Below are 17,763 nucleotides of genomic sequence, written 5' to 3'. Positions count from 1 at the left end.
TTACCAGAACTTGTAGCTCGCCGAGGCGGTGAAGTAGCGGCCGTACGGGTTGTGCAGGCCCGGGTTGTGACCCAGCTGCGATCCCGTAGCGCCGATCGGGTCGTAAGGCGCCTTCTCGTCGGTGAAGTTCTGGATGTTCAGGCTCAGCGTCAGATTCTTGAATCCGCTGTACGTGTAGCCCACGTCGAAGGTGACCCACTTGGCCATGTTGCAACCCGGATAGCGGTTGATGTACAGGTCGCGGCCATTTGTCGCAGTGGGTGCAACGCCCAGGACTGCCCGGCTGAACAGGTTCTGGTCGTTCAGCGCACCACCGTATTGGCAGCTCGTGCCCGAGTAGTACAGCGGCGTGATGCCGGCTTCCGGCAGGTTGGTGCCATCCATGCGGCGGATGAAGGACAAGCCGCTGACGTAGTTCGCCGCGCCCGTCAGCGTGTGCGAACCGGACTCCAGCGACGACGTGAAGCGCATCTTCAGGCGCGGCACATCGGGTGCCGAGGTCGACCAGTCGGCCAAGCCGCCGCGCGTGCCCACCAGGTTGTTCCTGGCGTAGCCAGGATGCTCGATGCGCTCGTACTTCAGCGTGTACTGGCCCGTCAGCGAGTTGCTCCAACGCACGCCGTCCATCACCGTCGCCGCGACGCGGGCTTCGAAGTCGATGCCCGAGGTCATCGTCGTGCCCTGGTTCACCCAGGGCGTCGAGACGGTGAGCAGCGGGCCGGTGCCGGCTTGACCGTTCAACAGCAGGTTCGGGTTGGTGTCACGCACCAGCGAACCGGCGGGGTAGGCCTCCGGGTGGTCGATCACGGACTGGCCGTCGGTCAGCGCCACTTCGTTGTTCTTGCGGATCTTCCAGTAGCCGAGCACCAGGTCCACACCGGCCGTCGGGCTGAACAGCAGGCCCATCGACGTGTTGTACGAGTTCTCGGGCTTCAGCGTCGGATTGCCACCGCCCACGCCGGCGACGCTCTTGTTGCAGTCGGCGGTTTCGCCGCCCGGCTTCGGCACCGGCGGCGTGGCTTCGGTGTTACAACGCACCGGATCGACCAGGCCGTTCAGGAAGAACTGGGCGCCGCCCGGGCTCACCTGCGACACTGATGGGGCACGGAAGCCTTCCGAATAGCTGCCGCGGAAGGCCAGCGTGTCCGCTGCCTGCCACTTCACGCCAATCTTCGGTACGAAGTTGGTCTTCAGCGTCGGGTACTTGTCGACGCGGCCGGCCAAGTTCAGCTCGAGGCCCTTCAGCACCGGCGCGACGACTTCGACGAAAGCCGACTTGACGACGCGATCGCCCTTGACGGCGGTATTGGCCAGACCCAGCACGTTGCCGGCGAGATTCTCCGGGTCGGCCTTGATGTCGATGGATTCGCGGCGGATTTCGATACCGGCGGCCAGCGCGACGTCACCGCCGGCCAGTTTGCCGATGGTGGTGCTGGCCTTGGCATCCCACTGCAGCACTTCGGCGGAGCCGCTGTTCAGCAGCGGACGCGACAGGTCCGGGTCCGCCGAGATGGAGGCCAGCGAGCGGTTCGTGCCGCCGAAGGCCGGGCCCAGCATCTGGCGCAGCACCGGCAGGCGCAGGAAGCCGTAGTAGTACTCGTCGCGGTCCGACTTGTTCCACAACACTGCGGATTCCCAGTCGATGTCTGCACCGGCCGTTCCGCGCACACCGACCAGCGCGCGAGCACCGGTGTTCGTCAGGTCGAAGCCGCCCGGTGCGGTGGGGAAGCGCAGTTGGACCGCGGCACGCGCGTTGGTGAACGGATTGTCGGGATGACCGATTTCCAGGATGGGCTGGAAGCTCGCGGCCAGGCCGGTGCCGTTGAAGTTGTTGGCCACCGTCAGGCCGCTGATGGTGCGCGGGGCGCCGAGGTACTGCCGCTCGCTTCGGCTGTACATGAACTCTGCGAAGCCTTCCATGGACTCGCCGAGCTTGAGCGTGCCGCGCGTCAACAGGTTCAGGTCATCGCCCGGGCTCTGCATCTCGGCGAACTGGTCGAGGTTGTAGTTGCAGAACGTGCGACCCAGCAGGTGGTTGGTCGTGATGTTGTAGCGAGCGGTCTCGCCAACGATTTTCTCGGAGTCGGCGCAGTTTGCCGTATTGACCGTGTTGGTGGCGGGCACGGCGGCGGTCTGCGGGAAGCTGCGCGAGCCTGTCGTGCCGTTCTCGCGGATGAACCAAGGCTGGTTGTTGTACAGAAAGCTGCCGTACGGGTTGCGGCGCAGGTTGATGGCTCGGTAGTCGGCGGCGTGGATGTCTTCGTCGGTCGAGTCGCCGACCATGCTCCGACCCTTGTGGGTGTAGTCGAGGCCGATGAAGACGTTGTAGCCCTGGCGCGCGAAGTCCCCGAAGCCCAGCGTGGCGCTGACGGTCTGGCGCTCGTACTCGCGCGCGTCATTGGCGCCGGCCAGCAGCTTGACCTGCAGGCCCTGGTAGTCCTTGCGCGTAATGAAGTTGACGACACCGGCGATGGCGTCGGAGCCGTAGACGGCCGAGGCGCCGTCTTTCAACACTTCGATGCGCTCGATGGCCGACACCGGAATCGAATTCAGGTCGTACAGCGTCGTCGTGCCGTTATTCGGGTTGGCATAGGCCGATGGCGCCATGCGACGACCGTTGATCAGCACCAGGGTCGACGTGGCAGTCTGGTTGCGCAGGGACACGGTGGAGACGCCGCGCGAGAAGCCGTTCTGCGTTGCGGTGTCGTTGTAGCCATCGTTGCCGATCGACGGGACCATCTTCAGCACTTCGAGTGCCGTGCGGGCGCCGCTGGCCTGGATGTCCTTGGCCGTGATCACATCGACGGGCGACTCGGTCTCACGCGAGATGCGCTTGATGTTGGTGCCCGTGACTTCGACGCGTTCCAGTTGCTGATTGTTCTGCGCAGCAGCTTGGAAGCAGCAAGCCTGGGCTGCCAGCGCCGTCAACGTAACGGCAAGCCTTGGAAAGTGTCTTGAGGATTTCATGGAGGTAAAGGCGAGTGAACTGCGTGACATGAGTGTGGCGTTTGCCTTCGATGCACAAGAAGTCAGGCATGTCCCTCTTGACAACTCTGGCCCAAGTTGAAGCAAGTTCTACAAGGTTGTCAGAATGCAGATAAGAGGCACCTTGAGAGCGGTCGCCCTCGAAACTGACGGGGCACAGTCGGATCGCTCAGAACTTCGCTGTTCTGAATCAGATTTGGATATGCATCGTCCATCTATATGCGGCGTGGCAAGTCGTTGCTGCGTCGCAACATTCGTGCATCCCGTGCTGACCGTCGTGCCGTCCTGCCGCGTTTCATCGGGGGGCGCTGTTCCAGCCGACACGCCGACAATCCGGTGATGGTGCGTCACGAAGCAAAAGCAAAGCTGAGCCTGCAAGGGCAAGGAAGAGCCGCTGCATGCTGCACCAATCCAACGGGTGAGAGTCCCGTCCCGGTAGGCGTCGGTGCGCCGGGTAGCAGACCCCAGGTAGTGGAGGGAGACCTCTGTGCCCGAGCGGGGTGTCAAAAGCCTGTGAACCGGCGAGAGCCGCTCAGCAGGAAGCAAGCACGCGGGCCGCAACATGAAGTGAAGCCTGCAGCCTCGTCAGATTTACAACCCGCAGGCCGAGCCGCTCATATCACGGCGAAGGCAACATCTTTGGCGCAAGAACCGAAGCGCGCCGGGGACTGCGGCGGGGTATTGGGCGCAGCACGCGTGCAAGGATTGGTGTGGAACGTGAGAGACCCGTCTGCGCGGCCCGAGTCGGGGCAAGCGCGCTCGTATAAGCCCAAGGCGAAGTCGAGACGTGTGCAGCGGGAGTCCGAGGGGATCGTAGTACTGGACGGTGGGGCGCAAGCGCCATCGACGAAGGCCGTGCGGCATAACGCGGCTGGAGGGAAGGGTCCCTGCGGTGGTCATGCTGATGGAGCGGGTAAGCGCGAGGGAATGGCCGGCAAGACCGGACCTAACAACCCCGTCGACCTTGTATCGAGCGACAAAGTGCGACAACTGCAAAGGCAGCTCTGGGCCGCAGCCAAGCGGGCGCCGGAAAGGCGCTTCCATGCGTTGTACGACCATATGTGCAGGGCTGACATCCTGCACGAGGCGTGGAAGCGCGTGCGCCGTAACAAGGGCGCAGCGGGCGCTGATCGGATGACGATTGGCGAAGTCGAGCAGTACGGAGTCCGGCGCTTCCTGGAGGAGCTGGGCGAGGTACTGCGTGCAGGCGAGTACGGGGCGCAGGTCGTGCGGCGCACCTACATTCCAAAGGCGGACGGGGCGAAGCGGCCCCTGGGCATCCCGACGGTACGAGACCGGGTGGTGCAGATGGCGGTCAAGCTGGTGCTGGAGCCGATCTTCGAGGCGGACTTCGGTCCGGACTCGTACGGGTTCCGGCCGAGGCGCAGTGCGCAGATGGCGTTGCAGCGGATCAGGCAACTGGCCAACGCGGGTGCGGATCACGTGCTGGACGCCGACATCGAGAACTACTTCGGCAGCATCGACCACGACAAGCTGCTCACCTTGGTGAGTCAGCGGGTCAGCGATCGGCGGGTGCTCAAGCTGGTGAGGCAGTGGTTGCAGGCGGGGGTGATGGAGGCCGGCGTGATCTCGCCGCTGCTGTCCAACATCTACCTGCACGTGCTGGACCGGGTGTGGGCCAGGCATGGCCGGCACCTGGGCGAGCTGGTGCGGTATGCGGATGATTTCGTGGTGATGTGCCGAACGGCGCGTGGCTGCGAGGAAGCACAAAGCCGCATCGAGCATGTGCTGGACCGCTTGGGGCTCAAGCTGCATCCACAGAAGACGCGACGTGCGGTGTTGACGCAAGGCCAGGAGGGCTTCGACTTCCTGGGGTGCCATCTGCACAAACGCATGAGCGGCCGGCTGTGGCAGCAGAAGGGTCTGAAGCGGTACTACTTGCAGAACTGGCCGAGCCGCAAAGCAATGAACCGTGTGCGAGAACGTGTACGAGGACTGACCCCACGCGGGCGGTGCCATGAGGATGTGCGGAGCGTCATCGCCCAGCTCAACCCGGTGCTGCGTGGCTGGGGTCAATACTTCCAAACGGGAAACGCGGCCAATCACTTCCTCGACGTGGACAACTATGTCGTGGGACGGCTGCGGAGCCTGCGGATCAAACGTGCGGGTCGTAACTTGCCAGCGGGACGTGCTCGGCGATGGGATCGCGACTACTTCGAAAACCTTGGACTCCACCGCCTGCGCGGGACCATCCGTTATTCCGGCAGAACTCCCGTCATAGGGAGCTCCGCGTAATGCTGCGAGCCGACAGACCACTGGTAAGCCGTGTGCGGGAAATTCGCACGCACGGTTTGAAAGGGGGCGTTGGCTCAGAAACTGGCCTTCGGGCTTTAATAAGAATCAACGTCTACCAATGACCTCAGTTCCTGATGCTGCCCCGCCCGACCTGCTGTTCGTGCTGCTGCCCGACAGCGCCATCGCGCCCGACGGGCCTGACACGCTGGCGCCGCTGGCCGCCGCATTGCAGGCGCAGTACCCCAAAGCGGTCACGCTGAACCTGCACCCGCCGCTGCGCGACGGCGAAGGGCGCTGCCGCTGGTGGCCGCAGGCGGCGCCCAGCCACGCGGGCGTGGCGGCGGCGTTGCCCCCCCTGATCGAGCGGCTGCGCATGGAGGCGCGCAAGCGGGATCTGCCCTGGCAGCGCGTCGCGCTGGCCGGCGTGGGGGATGGCGCGCTGCTGGCGCTGGAGGCGGTGCAGGCGGAAGCCGCGCTGGTGGGGCGCGTGATGGCGTTTGCGGGCAGCCACCTGGCCCGGCCCGAGGCCGCGCCGCAGGACGTTTGCGTGCACCTGTTCCACGGGCTGGCGGATCAGCGCTTCCCGTACCGCCATGTCGTCGACGCGGCGCAGGCGCTGGTGGACCTGGGTGCCGACGTGACGGCCGACTTGCTGCCGCACCTGGACCACGGCCTGCACCCGGCGCTGATCGCCAAGGCCATGGAGCAGCTGCGCACCTTCATTCCCGGACGGCTGTGGCGCGAGGCCGTCCTCGCCGCCCGGGAGAGCGACCGGCAGGCGGACTGACGCGCCGGCGCGCGGTTTCAGTCCAGCACCACCTCGGTCCGCACGACGCCCGCGCGCTCCGCGCTGGCCGACAGCGTCAGCCGCGTGCCCACCGGCGCGCGCACGACCCACTCGGCCACGGCACGATCGCCTGTGGGCTGTTTGCTGGGCAGGAACGCCTGCTGGCTCTGCCGGGGGGCGTGGCCTTCCAGCTGCGGCCCTTCCATGCGCTCTTTGCCGCTGACCAGGCTGATGGCCGGGTCGCCGCTGGGCATGTGCAGTTCGAATATCACGCCGCGCACGGTCTTGCGCTCCAGCGCGCGCTGCGTCACGTAGGCCGGCAGATAGCCGGCATTGGCGACGGCCATGCGCACGCGCCACATGTCCGGGCCCAGCGCCCGCACCTCGGTGCGGATCAGCTCCAGCTTGGGCAGGCTCATCGCAATCTGCGTCATCCAGGCCGGGAAGCGCGCGGCCTCGCGTTCGCGCAGCGCCGGTGGCGGGTTGCGCCAGTAGTTCATCTTGTCCCAGCCGCCGATCTCGACGGCGCCCAATTGCGGGTGCTGGAACGGCGTCCACGCGACGTAGGCCTGGCCGCCGCACTTCTCGTCGCTCCAGCGCAGCAGCTTCAGGTCGTCCTCAACCGGATGCTCGCGGAACCAGTCGATCCACTTGTAGCCCTCGACGCCGGCCTCCTTGTTGGGCGACCACAGCTCCACCACCCAGAACAGCGCGCCCAGGTGTTCGTAGACCCAGTCCTGCGTGCCGGTGATGACGTCTTTAGGGTGGTAGCGGAACTCTTCGTAGATGCTGACGGCCGGGTAGCCGGTGTGCTTCTCGCCCAGCGCCGAGAACTGCTGGAACAGCCACAGGTCCTCGGGCGTCATGTCCTTGTCGCTGCGCGTGCCGCAGGGGCGCAGGATGACGCCGCTGTGCGTGTGGAAGCTGACCGCCGCGCCGATGTTGGGATGACTCGTGATGAACTCCACCATCGCGCGCACCTCGGGCTCGCTGGTGGGGTAGGGGCCGGCACCCAGCTGCTGGAACTCCTGGCGCCATTCGCCGGGGAAGTTGCGGTTCAGGTCCAGCCCCTCGCGGTCGGGGTTGAGCTTCACCGTCAGGCCGTCGTGGTGCTTGATGAAGCCTTCCGGCATCAGCCGGAAGTACTCGCCGCCGTGCTCGCCAGGTTCGCGCGGCACCATCAGGCGCGGGTCGCCGGCGTGCTTCTTGTAGCCGCCGTGCGGGTCGGGCACACGCATGGTCAGGATGCGGCCGTCGCCGTCCACGTCCTCGACGGTCAGGCCGTCGACCGGCTGCTCGGTGTAGGGGTAGGGCCGCGTGGAGCTGCGGATGTGGCGCGGCCGGTCGGCCAGGGCCAGCTCGGCGCCATCGGGGTTCAGGCGCGGCACCAGGTACAGCGTGCGCGTGTCCAGCAGCCGGTTGATCTGCTGCGCCTCGGCCGACGTGCCGCCGTGCTGCGTCAGCAGCTGGTGCAGGTAGTACAGGCAGGTGGTGGACGCGGTCAGCTCGGCGGCATGGATGTTCCCGTCGATCCACATGGCCGGCTTGTCGATGTCCATGCCGCTGGCGAGATTCGTGACGACGACGACCCAGATGTCGCGGCCCTCGTAGCTCTTGCCGATGGCGCGCACCGAGACGAGATTGGGGCGCGCCTCCGCGTAGGCGAACAGAAGGGCGGTCAGTTCGTCGTAGCGGTAGAAGTGGTCGAAGCGTGGGCTGGGCAGCGGGCTGGACATGAGGGTCTGCGGCGGCTCGCGGGTGGGCGGGTGCCGTGGGTGTTCTTGTGAAGACGCGGATTCTGGGGACGCCGCCGACCTGTGCAGCCAGGGGTTTCCACGGGCTGCGTCACTGGCCCTTGAACAAGCCCTGGAACTGCCGCGACACCGGCAGCTTCTCGTCGCGCCCGCGCAGCGTGACGACCATCGTGCCTTCGTCCACGCGCACGGCGCGCGAGATGCAGCGGCTGTTGACCAGCACGCTGCGGTGGATCTGCCAGAACTGGTCGGGATCGAACTGGGTCAGCAACTCACGCAGCGGTGTTCGGATCAGCGCGTCTCCGCCCGTGTAGACGACGCGCGTGTAGCGCTGGTCGGCCTCGAAATAGAGCACGTCTTCGGGCTGGATCAGCTGCACCTCGCGGCCCACGCTGGCCTGGATGGGGCGGGGCGCCGGTTTCGGTGCAGCCAGGCCGGCCAGCAGGCGCGTGAGGGCCGCGGTGTCGGGTGCAGCCGGGCGGGCCAGGCGGGTTTTGAGCCGGGCCAGCGTCTGCGCCAGGCGCTCGTCGTCCACGGGCTTGAGCACATAGTCCACCGCGCCGGTCTCGAACGCAGCCAGCGCCTGGTCGTCGAAGGCGGTGACGAACACGATGAGCGGCGGCGTGGCCAGCGACGACAGCCGGCGCGCGACCTCGATGCCGGTCAGGCCAGGCATGCGGATGTCCAGAAAGGCGACAGCCGGCTCGTGCGCCAGGCAGTCGTCCCAGGCGTCGGCGCCGTTCTCGCTGGCGGCGACGATGCGCAGCTCGGGCCACAGGCGGGTCAGCGCGGCACGCAGTTGCTCGCGGGGGGCTTCCTCGTCGTCGGCGATCAGGGCGGTCAGGTTCATAGCGTCAGTGTGGCGATGCAGCCGGGGTCGGCGTCGTCCAGGGTCAAGGTGGCGTGGGGCAGGGCCTGCAGCAGCCGGCGGCGCGTGTTGGACAGGCCCACGCCGTCGGTGCAGCCGGGGGCAGGGCCGGGGCCGTTGTCGCGCACGCTGACGACCACGTGGCCGACGGCGTCACGGTGCACGGCGATGTCCACCTGGCCGCCGCGCAACTGCGGCTCCACGCCGTGGGCGATGGCGTTCTCCACCAGCGTCAGCACAAGGCCGGGCGGCAGCTCGGTGGCGGCCAGGTCGTCCGGCATCTGGATGTCGAAGCGCAGCCGTGCGCCCAGCCGCGCCTGCATGATGGCCAGGTAGCGCTGCACCATCTTCATCTCGTCGCCCAGCGGCTGCAGGTCGCGCTCGAACATCGGCAGCGTGGCGCGCAGGTAGCCGGTGAAGTCGCGCAATAGCGGCGCGGCGCGGGCGTCGCCGGTGTCCACCCAGTGCTGCAGCGACGCCAGCGTGTTGAACAGGAAATGTGGCTGGATCTGCGCGGCGGCCAGCCGGGTGGACAGCTTCAGCGCGGCGTCTTGCTCGGCCAGCTCGCGCAGCCGGGCCTCGATCTGCTGGGCGCGGAACAGCGTCAGCAGCCACCAGGCGGACAACACGGCGGTCATGATGGCGAGCATCCAGGGGAAGTGCGTCTCCACCTGTTCACGCGCGCCGGTCTTGACGACGGCGATGGCAAGGCCGGCCAGCACGAAGCCGACGACATAGCAAACGAGGTTGAGCCGTCGGCTCGTGGGCGTGCGCCACAGCCAGCGGGCCACGGCCAGCGTGAACCACCCCAAGCCCAGTACCACCGGCCACACCCACACGTACTGCCGATTGGCGCTGGCGTAGACGACCAGCAGCAGGATCAGGTTGCCGTAGACGTAGTGATCGATGCCGCCGGGCCAGGGTTGCTGGCCAGCTCGCGCCATCTCTTCGGCGCTGAAGGCGCGGCGCGGGCCGGGGTAGAACCACTGTGACCAGTCGGAGGTGAGCCAGCGGCTCAGACGGGAGGGCACTGACATGGCACGCAGTCTAGAAGTGCGCTGCGTCCCGTCGTCACGCCAGGCGGCGAATGGCAGAAAGGCGCGCATGGATGGTTGTTCGACCGATCGGTCGGGAAAAGGCAGAATGCCGCCATGCCTGCCTGGACCGCCCTCGATCTCGATCGCCGCGCCGACGGCGCCGCCGTGCTGACGATGAACCGCCCGGCCGTTTTCAACGCCTTCGACGAGGTGCTGATCGCCGAGCTGGATGCCGCGTTCGTGCAGCTGGGTGAGGACGACGCGGTGCGCGTCATCGTGCTGGCCGGGGCCGGCAGGCACTTCAGCGCCGGCGCCGACCTGCAGTGGATGCAGCGCGCCGCCGCCGCGTCGCAGGACGACAACCTCGACGATGCGCGCCGCTTCGCTGCAATGCTGGCGCGCATCGCCGAGTGCTCCCGGCCCACCATCGCCCGCGTGCAGGGCGCCGCGTTGGGCGGCGGCGTGGGGCTGGTGTGCGCCTGCGACATGGCCGTCGCGTCCGACGCCGCGAGCTTCTCGGTCAGCGAGGCGCGCATGGGCATCCTGCCCGCCGTCATCGGCCCCCATCTGGTGAATGCCGTGGGCGTGCGGGAGGCGCGGCGCCTCGCGCTGACGGCCAGCCGCATCGACGCGGCCGAGGCGCTGCGCGCGGGCCTGGTGCAGCGCGTGGTACCGGCCGACGCGCTGGACGGCGCCGTCGACACGCTCGTCGCCGACCTGCTGGTCTGCGGCCCGCGGGCCCAGGCCGAGATCAAGCAGTTGTACGCGCGGCTCGCGCCCGGTCCCGTGACGGCCGAGGTGCGCGAGCTGACCGCGCAGACCATTGCGCGCGTGCGCACCACGCCCGAGGCCCGCGAGGGCTTTGCGGCCTTCTTCGCCAAGCGCGCGCCGAACTGGAAACCCGACGCATGACCATTCCGAATCTCTCCCAGTCCCGCGTGCTGGTCGTCGGCGCCGGCCTGATGGGCGCCGGCATCGCTCAGGTGGCCGCGCAGGCCGGCCACGCCGTGCAGCTGTTCGACAACCGCCCCGGAGCCGCCGAGGCCGCCAAGGCCAAGCTGGCGCAGACGCTGGAAGGCCTGGTCGCCAAGTGCAAGCTGACGGCGGAGGCGGCAGCCGCGACGCTGGCGCGCATCACGCCCGTACAAGCCATGGCGGCCGACGTCGAGCTGGTCGTCGAGGCTGTCGTCGAGAACCTGGACGTGAAGCGCGCACTGTTCGCCGAGCTGGAGGCACTGTTGCCGGACGATGCGGTCATTGCCACCAACACCTCGTCCATCTCGGTGACGGCGCTGGCGCGCGGCATGCGCCGGCCCGAGCGGCTGGTGGGCATGCACTTCTTCAACCCGGTGCCGCTGATGAAGCTGGTGGAGGTGGTGTCGGGGCTGGGTACCGACCCCGCCGTCGCGCAGGCCGTGTTCGAGCTGGCCGCGCGCTGGGGCAAGGTACCGGTGCATGCGCGTTCCACGCCGGGCTTCATCGTCAACCGCATCGCCCGGCCCTACTACGCCGAGGCGCTGATGCTGCTGCAGGACCGTGCGGCTGCGCCCGAGGTCATCGACGCGGTCCTTCGCGCCGCGGGCTTTCGCATGGGCCCTTGCGAGCTGATGGACCTGATCGGCCACGACACCAACTTCGCGGTGACGCAGTCGGTGTTCGCCGCCAACTTCTTCGACCGCCGCTTCACGCCGTCGCTGGTGCAGCAGGAGCTGGTGGATGCCGGCTTCCTGGGCCGCAAGAGCGGGCGTGGTTTCTACCGCTACCCGGCAGGTGCGCCGGCGCTGCCCGACGTGGGAACCGCGTCGCCGCGTGCGGCCCGGCTCGTCGTGCACGGCCGCGGCGCGCTGGCCGAGCGCTTTGCCGCCAACCTGCCCGAGGCCGTGCGCGACATGGCCAGCGACTGGGTCGGCCTGGCCGTCGACGGCCGGGAACTGCGCCTGACGGACGGCCGCCGCGCCGCCGATTTCGGGCCGGGTACGGCTGTGTTCGACCTGCCGCTGGCACCGGCCGGCGACATAGCCTATGCGGGCGACGCCGCTACGGCGGCCTGGCTGACCCGGCTGGGCCTGGTGCCGCGTGCCGTGGCCGACCTGCCGGGCCTGGTGGTCGCGCGCACCATCGCCATGCTCATCAACGAGGCCGCCGACGCGGTGCAGCAGGGCGTCTGCGACGAGGCCGGCGCCGACGCGGCGATGAAGCTGGGTGTCAACTATCCCGCCGGCCCGTTCGAGTGGCTGGCCTTCTGGGGCGTGCCGACCGTCGTCGCGCTGCTGAACCGGCTCGATCAACACTACCGCGGCGAGCGCTATCGCGTGTCGCCCTATCTCGCATGACCACCGACGCCTTCATCTGCGATGCCATCCGCACGCCCTTCGGCCGCTACGGCGGGGCGCTGTCTTCCATCCGTACCGACGACCTGGCCGCCTTGCCGATCAAGGCCTTGATGGCGCGCAACCCGAACGTCAACTGGGCCGAGGTGGCCGACGTGCTGTACGGCTGCGCCAACCAGGCCGGCGAAGACAACCGCAACGTGGCCCGGATGGCCGCTCTACTGGCCGGGCTGCCGGTTGAAGTGCCGGGCAGCACCGTCAACCGCCTGTGCGGCTCGGGCTTGGATGCGGTGGGCACGGCGGCCCGTGCCATCCGCGCCGGCGAGGCCGGGCTGCTGATTGCCGGCGGTGTGGAAAGCATGAGCCGCGCGCCGTTCGTGATGCCCAAGGCCGAGTCGGCTTTCAGCCGCAGCAATGCGGTTTACGACACCACCATCGGCTGGCGTTTCGTCAACCAGCTGATGAAGGCGACGCACGGCGTCGACTCGATGCCCGAGACGGCGGAGAACGTGGCGCGCGACTTCGGCATCGAGCGCGACGCACAGGACCGCATGGCGCTGGCCTCACAGCGCAAGGCCATCGCCGCGCAGCAGCGCGGTTTCTTCGAGCGCGAGATCGTGCCGGTGGACTTGCCGCAGAAGAAAGGCGAGCCGCTGCGGGTGCTGCTGGACGAGCACCCGCGTGAAACAAGCCTGGAGGCGCTGGCAAAGCTGAAGGGCGTCGTGACGCCGGATGGCAGCGTGACGGCCGGTAATGCCAGCGGCGTCAACGACGGCGCCTGCGCGCTGCTGCTGGCCAGCGAGGCTTCAGTCCAGCGCCACGGCCTGACGCCGCGGGCCCGTGTGGTGGGCATGGCCACCGCTGGCGTGGCGCCGCGCATCATGGGCATGGGCCCCGCGCCGGCCACGCGCAAGGTGCTGGCGCTGACCGGCCTGACGCTGGCGCAGATGGACGTCATCGAGCTGAACGAGGCTTTCGCCGCGCAAGGCCTGGCCGTGCTGCGCGACCTGGGCCTGGCCGACGACGACGCCCGCGTGAACCCCAACGGCGGCGCCATTGCGCTGGGCCACCCGCTGGGTGCCAGCGGCACGCGGCTGGTGACGACGGCTATCAACCAGCTCGAGGTGACGGGCGGCCGCTACGCGCTGTGCACGATGTGCATCGGGGTGGGGCAGGGCATTGCGCTCATCGTCGAGCGGGTCTGACCCTCACTCACTCGAAGAAGAGCCGGGTGATCCCTTTGAGGCTGACGATGTTGCCGGGGTTGCTGGTCTCGTTCAGCACGCCGGCCAGGCGGCGCAGCACCCGGGGGCTTTTCTTGGCACGCCAGATCACCAGATCGGCCAGCCAGGGGTGGGCATTGACGCGGTTGGCGCCCTCGTAGAGCTGGAACTTGGGCTTGAGCGCTGACAGGCCGGCCTCATAGGCCGCGCGCGCGCGCGTGTCGTCGGCGTGGGCCAGCAGGGCATCGGCCGCCAGCATGCCCGTCTCCATCGCCTTGCCGATGCCCTCGCCCGTGAAGGAGTAGGTAGAGCCCGCCGCCTCACCGGTGACGAGGAGGCCGGGCCGCGTCCACTTGGCGCCCGACAGCGTGAAGCGCAGGGGCGCCCCCTTGAGTTCGCCCACCAGCTCGCCGACACGCATCAGCTCCGCTGCCGGCGCGTAGGCCGTGACGAAGCGCTCGAAGATCTCGCGCAGGTTCACGTCCTTCTTCAGCGCCCGCCCGCCCAGCACGCGGTGCGAGTCGGTCACGCCCACGCCGATGTTGAAGTGACCATCGGGCGCCGGGAAGATCCAGCCGTAGCCCGGCCGCACGGCCTGGTCCCAGATCACTTCCAGCGAGGTGATCTTGCCCACCATCTGCGGCGCCTTCACATAGCCGCGCAGGCCGATGCCGCTGGGTGTGTGGCGCTCGCACATGCCCGCGGCCGTCAGCGCTTTCGGCACTGCGCCGGTCGCCAGCACGACCCAGCGTGAGCGCACTTCGACGACCTCGTCACCGCGCTTGAGGCGCGCGCCGACGACGCGGCCGTCCGCTTCCAGCGCCGCCTCGAAGCGGGCCTGCTCGAAGCGTGCGCCGGCATCGCGGGCGCCCTGTAGCAGCACCGCGTCGAGTTCCTTGCGTGGCAGCACGGCCAGCGAGCCCGGCACATCCACACGCCCGCCGCGCGGGCCGATGCAGCCCACATGGCTGACCGGCTGCGCACGGCGCATGACCTCGTTGAGCAACCCCAGCCGCGCCAGCGCCTGGTGCGCGTCAGGGATCAGGCCATCGCCGCAGGTCTTGTCGCGCCCCGGCGGGTGCTGGTCGACCAGCATCACGTCGACACCGGCCTGCGCCAGCACACGCGCGCAGGCGCTGCCGGCAGGGCCGGCGCCGACGATGAGGACGTCGCAAGGCGGGACGGCAGCGCCAGTGGAGGTGAGCGTGGAGTTCAAGGAGGCGGTGGTCGACATGCAGACGGGCGCGAGATTCTAAGTAGCCAGCTTTGGCCGGCGGTTCGCGCCTGACGCGTCGTGGCGGTCGGACAAAGAAAAAGCGGGAGGCTTGCGCCTCCCGCTTTCGCGTCTGCTACGGGGTACCGATCAGAAGTTGACGGTGCCGCGCACGTAGACGGTACGGCCGACCGGATCGTAGAAGCGCGAGTCCCAGCCACCGCTCTGGAACAGCTCGTTCTGGTAGGTCAGCGGCGGATCCCGGTCGGTCAGGTTGCGCACGCCCAGCAGCAGCGAGACAGCCTTCATCGGCGAGAAGCTGACATAGGCGTCAGCCGTCGTGTAGGCCTTGACCTTGTTGGTCGGGTCCTGATCCACGTAGCCGGACTTGTGGTGCAGGGCCAGACCCGCGCCCCAGCCGTCCTTGGACCAGCTGCTGCTCAAGTTGTGCTGCCACTTGAAGACCGGGCCGGAACCCGAGAAGACTCCGACGTTCTGGTTCCAGGGGCCGTCCTTGTAGTCCTGGTAGTCGTACTTGTTGACGAACGTACCCTGGTACTCGAAGCCCAGGCGGCCCATCGACGTAGCCACCTGGTACTGCAAGCCCAGGTCGATACCGTTGGTCTTCACGCCGCCCAGGTTCTGCGTACGCACGTCGACATAACCGCAGGTCGGCGACGTCGGGCCACCCTGGCAGTCACGAGTGTTCTGCGACAGCAGGTTGCCCGGCAGGTACTTGAAGTACTGACTGAAGATCTGCTGGTTGGCGGGGAGGAACAGCGTGCCTTCCGCGATGGATCCAATCTGCTGCTCAACCTCCACGGACCACAGATCGACGCTGGTAGTGAACCCCTTGACGGGTTCGAACACCAGGCCCAGCGTGAAGCTCTTGGACTCCTCCGGCTTCAAATCCTTGTTGCCGCCGAAATAGGACTGGAACTGTGTCTTGCAGTTGGCACCCGAAGTGGCCCCGCTGACCAGCACGCCGCCGGGGCAGTTCAGCGGGTTGTTCGTGTTGCCTGCCGTGTTCGTGAAGCCGGTGGTGGCATTCAGTTCATACAGCGAGGGCGCGCGGAAGCCAGTCGACGCCGAGCCGCGCACCAGCAGTTCTTTCAGGGGCTGATAGCGGAAGCTGACCTTGGGGTTGGTGGTGTTGCCGAAGTCGTTGTACTTGTCGTACCGCACCGAGGCGCTCACTTCGAGCTCCTTGGTCAGCGGCACGTTCAGTTCGCCGTAGAACGCGTAGACCTTGCGATCCCCTTCGGAGCGGGCATCCGGGTCCACGCCAGTGCTGGCTGACACGAGGGCGGCGAAGTCGCGGTGGTTGAAGTCGACGTACTCTTCCTGTCGGTACTCGGTGCCAACGGCGATCTGAACGGGGCGTGTCGCGTTGAACCAGTCGCCCAGTTCGCGGCCGGCGGAGGCGGTGAAGCTGGTTACCTTGCCTTCGCTGGTGCTCAGCAGGCCCTTCAGTGCAGCCCCCTGGATCAGCGCGAGCGCTTCAGGCGTCTGTGCGCCGAACGGATTGATGATGCCGCGGATCAGGCCTTCGCCGATGACTTCGCCGTTGGCATAGCCGGCCGTCAGCTTGCGGTTGTTCTCGGTGTTGTTGTAGGCCAGGGCAGCCTTGTAGTCCCAGCCGGCTGCGTTGCCTTCTGCCGTGAACAGGGCGCGGTACTGCTCGCCTGTGGACTTGTCGCGGCGCGGGCCGTTGAAGACGTCACGGAACCAGACGAGCACACCACCCTGTTGAAGGTTCACCGGGTTGGGGAACTGGGCGGTCGGGCTGTTGAAAGGCTCGCCATTCAACTCGTACGGATCGAAGGTCGGGCTGTAGTTCGGTTTGGTCAGTGCTGCCGTCGGGAAGTAGGTCGTGCCCGGGTTGATCCAGTAGCTGCCATAGGGCACGGGAGCGGTCTGCACTTCCACCGAGTTCTTCGAATAGAACAGTTCCGCACCCAGGCGCAGAGCGGGGCTCACGTCGAACGTGCCCTTGACAAGACCGGACAGCGTCTCGCTCTTCGGGCTGATGCTGACGAAGGGCGGGGTGACGATCTGGCAACCGGCGGCGTTTGAGATCAGGTTGGGGGCGGCGCAACCCGTGGCGATGGGGTTGTAGAAGTCGCCACCCTGCTGAACCTGATAGTTGGCAGGGAAGGTGCTGTTGGACAGGCCGCCCACGAAGCGCTTGTTGAAATCACGCTCGGTGCCGGAGATCTCGTTGCGCTTCTTGTAGCTCAGCGCGCCATAGACGTTCCAGCCATCCCTGCCCAGATCACCGAAGCCATAGGTGGCGCTGGCGCTGCTGGTCGAGCCACCAGACTTCTGAGGGGCGTCGTACCCGGCGCTGAACGAGCCACCGGTCAAATTGTTGCGGGTGATGAAGTTGATCACTCCACCAATGGCGTCCGTGCCGTACAGGGCCGAGGCGCCGTCACGCAGCACTTCGACGCGGGTGATCGCCGCGAACGGGATCATGTTCATGTCGGGCGCGGAGGCGGAGCCCGTCGCGCTGTTGGCGATGCGCTGACCGTTCAGCAGCACCAGCGTCTTGTTGGCGCCCAGGCCGCGCATGTCGGCAAAGGTCGCGCCACCGGTGCCGGAGCCGACGGCCGAGGCCATGTTCTGCGTGCCCTGGACGGACGACAGCAGGCCCAAGATCTGCTCGACCGAAGTCACGCCTTGCGACTTCAGGTCATCCATCTTGATGACGGTCACCGGAACAGCGGTCTCGGCGTCGAGGCGCTTGATCGCGGAGCCGGTGATCTCGATGCGCTCGAGTTGCTGCGCATTGCCTTGCGTTTGTGCAAAAGCCGAGGAGGCGATCAACCCCAGAGCCGCAACAGCGGCCTTGGAGAGCAGGGTTCGTTTGTGCATGAAAACTCCAATTTGACCGATGGGTCATGAACTGCGCGAGCCGCCCGAGTCAGGCGCCTACACGTGTTCCCGATCAGGAAACCGGTCGCCATTCTCAGGACGTGCCCGGTCGGAAGGGGCCCCGGGAAAGTCAGGGGAAGGGCTTTGGAAACGGGGGCTGGGCCACCCCAGACGTCGATCTGCCAATTGCCCCATGCCGTAAGTCACTGATTTATTGTGTTTTTTTACCAGCTGGTCAGCGATGGTGCAGCGCCGATGACTTTTGGCCACCTGAAGAATGACCGCGCGGTTTGTGTCAGGAAAGAGACAGCTTCACCGCGGAATTGATCTGGAAACGTTCGGCTACGCGCCTTCAGGCGTCGGATTTCACCGACAGGGGCCGTTTTCCTCTTTCGCCGCTTCCCCCGTGTGTGGCGATGTGACAACGTGATTC

General features: G+C 67.2%; 11 protein-coding genes. 5 read left to right on the top strand and 6 right to left on the bottom strand.

Features of this window, described 5'->3' with window-relative positions:
- Positions 1 to 2,967, bottom strand: a complete 2,967-nt coding sequence (locus ACG02S_RS10070) for a TonB-dependent receptor plug domain-containing protein (RefSeq protein ID WP_394470324.1) — start codon at positions 2,965 to 2,967, stop codon at positions 1 to 3.
- A gap of 945 nt (positions 2,968 to 3,912) precedes the next feature.
- Here ACG02S_RS10070 and ltrA point away from each other — a divergent pair.
- Positions 3,913 to 5,241, top strand: coding sequence for a group II intron reverse transcriptase/maturase (gene ltrA, locus ACG02S_RS10065; RefSeq protein WP_394470323.1), 1,329 nt, complete (start codon positions 3,913 to 3,915; stop codon positions 5,239 to 5,241).
- A 118-nt stretch (positions 5,242 to 5,359) separates the two neighbouring features.
- Positions 5,360 to 6,028: an alpha/beta hydrolase family protein gene (locus ACG02S_RS10060; RefSeq protein WP_394470322.1), complete on the top strand. Its 669-nt coding sequence runs from the start codon at positions 5,360 to 5,362 to the stop codon at positions 6,026 to 6,028.
- 17 nt (positions 6,029 to 6,045) lie between these two features.
- On the opposite strand, the gene ACG02S_RS10055 is transcribed toward ACG02S_RS10060, so the two are convergent.
- The 3 genes from ACG02S_RS10055 to ACG02S_RS10045 all read right to left on the bottom strand — a co-directional run bounded on the left by ACG02S_RS10055 (position 6,046) and on the right by ACG02S_RS10045 (position 9,687).
- Complete coding sequence (locus tag ACG02S_RS10055) at positions 6,046 to 7,764, bottom strand: M14 family metallopeptidase (protein ID WP_394470321.1); 1,719 nt, start codon at positions 7,762 to 7,764, stop codon at positions 6,046 to 6,048.
- A gap of 109 nt (positions 7,765 to 7,873) precedes the next feature.
- Positions 7,874 to 8,632: a LytR/AlgR family response regulator transcription factor gene (locus ACG02S_RS10050; RefSeq protein ID WP_394470320.1), complete on the bottom strand. Its 759-nt coding sequence runs from the start codon at positions 8,630 to 8,632 to the stop codon at positions 7,874 to 7,876.
- Positions 8,629 to 9,687 (bottom strand): sensor histidine kinase, encoded by a 1,059-nt coding sequence (locus ACG02S_RS10045; protein WP_394470319.1) that lies wholly within the window; start codon positions 9,685 to 9,687, stop codon positions 8,629 to 8,631. The genes ACG02S_RS10050 and ACG02S_RS10045 overlap by 4 nt, the downstream gene beginning before the upstream one ends.
- A gap of 114 nt (positions 9,688 to 9,801) precedes the next feature.
- Between ACG02S_RS10045 and ACG02S_RS10040 the strand changes: the two genes are divergently transcribed.
- Genes ACG02S_RS10040 through pcaF form a run of 3 tightly spaced genes read left to right on the top strand, consistent with a single transcriptional unit; the run spans position 9,802 to position 13,222 of the window.
- Positions 9,802 to 10,599 (top strand): enoyl-CoA hydratase-related protein, encoded by a 798-nt coding sequence (locus ACG02S_RS10040; RefSeq protein WP_394470318.1) that lies wholly within the window; start codon positions 9,802 to 9,804, stop codon positions 10,597 to 10,599.
- Positions 10,596 to 12,020, top strand: a complete 1,425-nt coding sequence (locus tag ACG02S_RS10035; protein WP_394470317.1) for a 3-hydroxyacyl-CoA dehydrogenase NAD-binding domain-containing protein — start codon at positions 10,596 to 10,598, stop codon at positions 12,018 to 12,020. The genes ACG02S_RS10040 and ACG02S_RS10035 overlap by 4 nt, the downstream gene beginning before the upstream one ends.
- Positions 12,017 to 13,222 (top strand): 3-oxoadipyl-CoA thiolase, encoded by a 1,206-nt coding sequence (gene pcaF, locus ACG02S_RS10030; protein WP_394470316.1) that lies wholly within the window; start codon positions 12,017 to 12,019, stop codon positions 13,220 to 13,222. The genes ACG02S_RS10035 and pcaF overlap by 4 nt, the downstream gene beginning before the upstream one ends.
- 7 nt (positions 13,223 to 13,229) lie before the next feature.
- Here pcaF and ACG02S_RS10025 read toward each other — a convergent pair whose 3' ends face one another.
- Positions 13,230 to 14,474, bottom strand: coding sequence for a geranylgeranyl reductase family protein (locus ACG02S_RS10025; protein ID WP_394470315.1), 1,245 nt, complete (start codon positions 14,472 to 14,474; stop codon positions 13,230 to 13,232).
- 129 nt (positions 14,475 to 14,603) lie between these two features.
- Entirely contained in the window at positions 14,604 to 17,330 is a 2,727-nt protein-coding gene (locus ACG02S_RS10020) for a TonB-dependent receptor (RefSeq protein ID WP_394470314.1), read from the bottom strand.
- Positions 17,331 to 17,763 lie beyond the last annotated feature (433 nt).

Origin of the sequence: Pelomonas dachongensis (assembly GCF_043555865.1) — a bacterium.
Taxonomy (GTDB): domain Bacteria; phylum Pseudomonadota; class Gammaproteobacteria; order Burkholderiales; family Burkholderiaceae_C; genus Pelomonas; species Pelomonas dachongensis.
Note: the sequence above shows the minus strand (reverse complement) of the source record. Positions and strands in the feature narration are given on the sequence as shown.

What these genes read in the sequence shown, in the direction of transcription:
- ltrA (WP_394470323.1), top strand. Translation starts at nt 3,913, where the DNA reads ATGGCCGGCAAGACCGGACCTAACAACCCCGTCGACCTTGTATCGAGC.
- ACG02S_RS10020 (WP_394470314.1), bottom strand. Translation starts at nt 17,330, where the DNA reads ATGCACAAACGAACCCTGCTCTCCAAGGCCGCTGTTGCGGCTCTGGGG.
- ACG02S_RS10050 (WP_394470320.1), bottom strand. Translation starts at nt 8,632, where the DNA reads ATGAACCTGACCGCCCTGATCGCCGACGACGAGGAAGCCCCCCGCGAG.
- ACG02S_RS10040 (WP_394470318.1), top strand. Translation starts at nt 9,802, where the DNA reads ATGCCTGCCTGGACCGCCCTCGATCTCGATCGCCGCGCCGACGGCGCC.
- ACG02S_RS10070 (WP_394470324.1), bottom strand. Translation starts at nt 2,967, where the DNA reads ATGAAATCCTCAAGACACTTTCCAAGGCTTGCCGTTACGTTGACGGCG.
- ACG02S_RS10035 (WP_394470317.1), top strand. Translation starts at nt 10,596, where the DNA reads ATGACCATTCCGAATCTCTCCCAGTCCCGCGTGCTGGTCGTCGGCGCC.
- ACG02S_RS10055 (WP_394470321.1), bottom strand. Translation starts at nt 7,764, where the DNA reads ATGTCCAGCCCGCTGCCCAGCCCACGCTTCGACCACTTCTACCGCTAC.
- ACG02S_RS10045 (WP_394470319.1), bottom strand. Translation starts at nt 9,687, where the DNA reads ATGTCAGTGCCCTCCCGTCTGAGCCGCTGGCTCACCTCCGACTGGTCA.
- ACG02S_RS10060 (WP_394470322.1), top strand. Translation starts at nt 5,360, where the DNA reads ATGACCTCAGTTCCTGATGCTGCCCCGCCCGACCTGCTGTTCGTGCTG.
- ACG02S_RS10025 (WP_394470315.1), bottom strand. Translation starts at nt 14,474, where the DNA reads ATGTCGACCACCGCCTCCTTGAACTCCACGCTCACCTCCACTGGCGCT.
- pcaF (WP_394470316.1), top strand. Translation starts at nt 12,017, where the DNA reads ATGACCACCGACGCCTTCATCTGCGATGCCATCCGCACGCCCTTCGGC.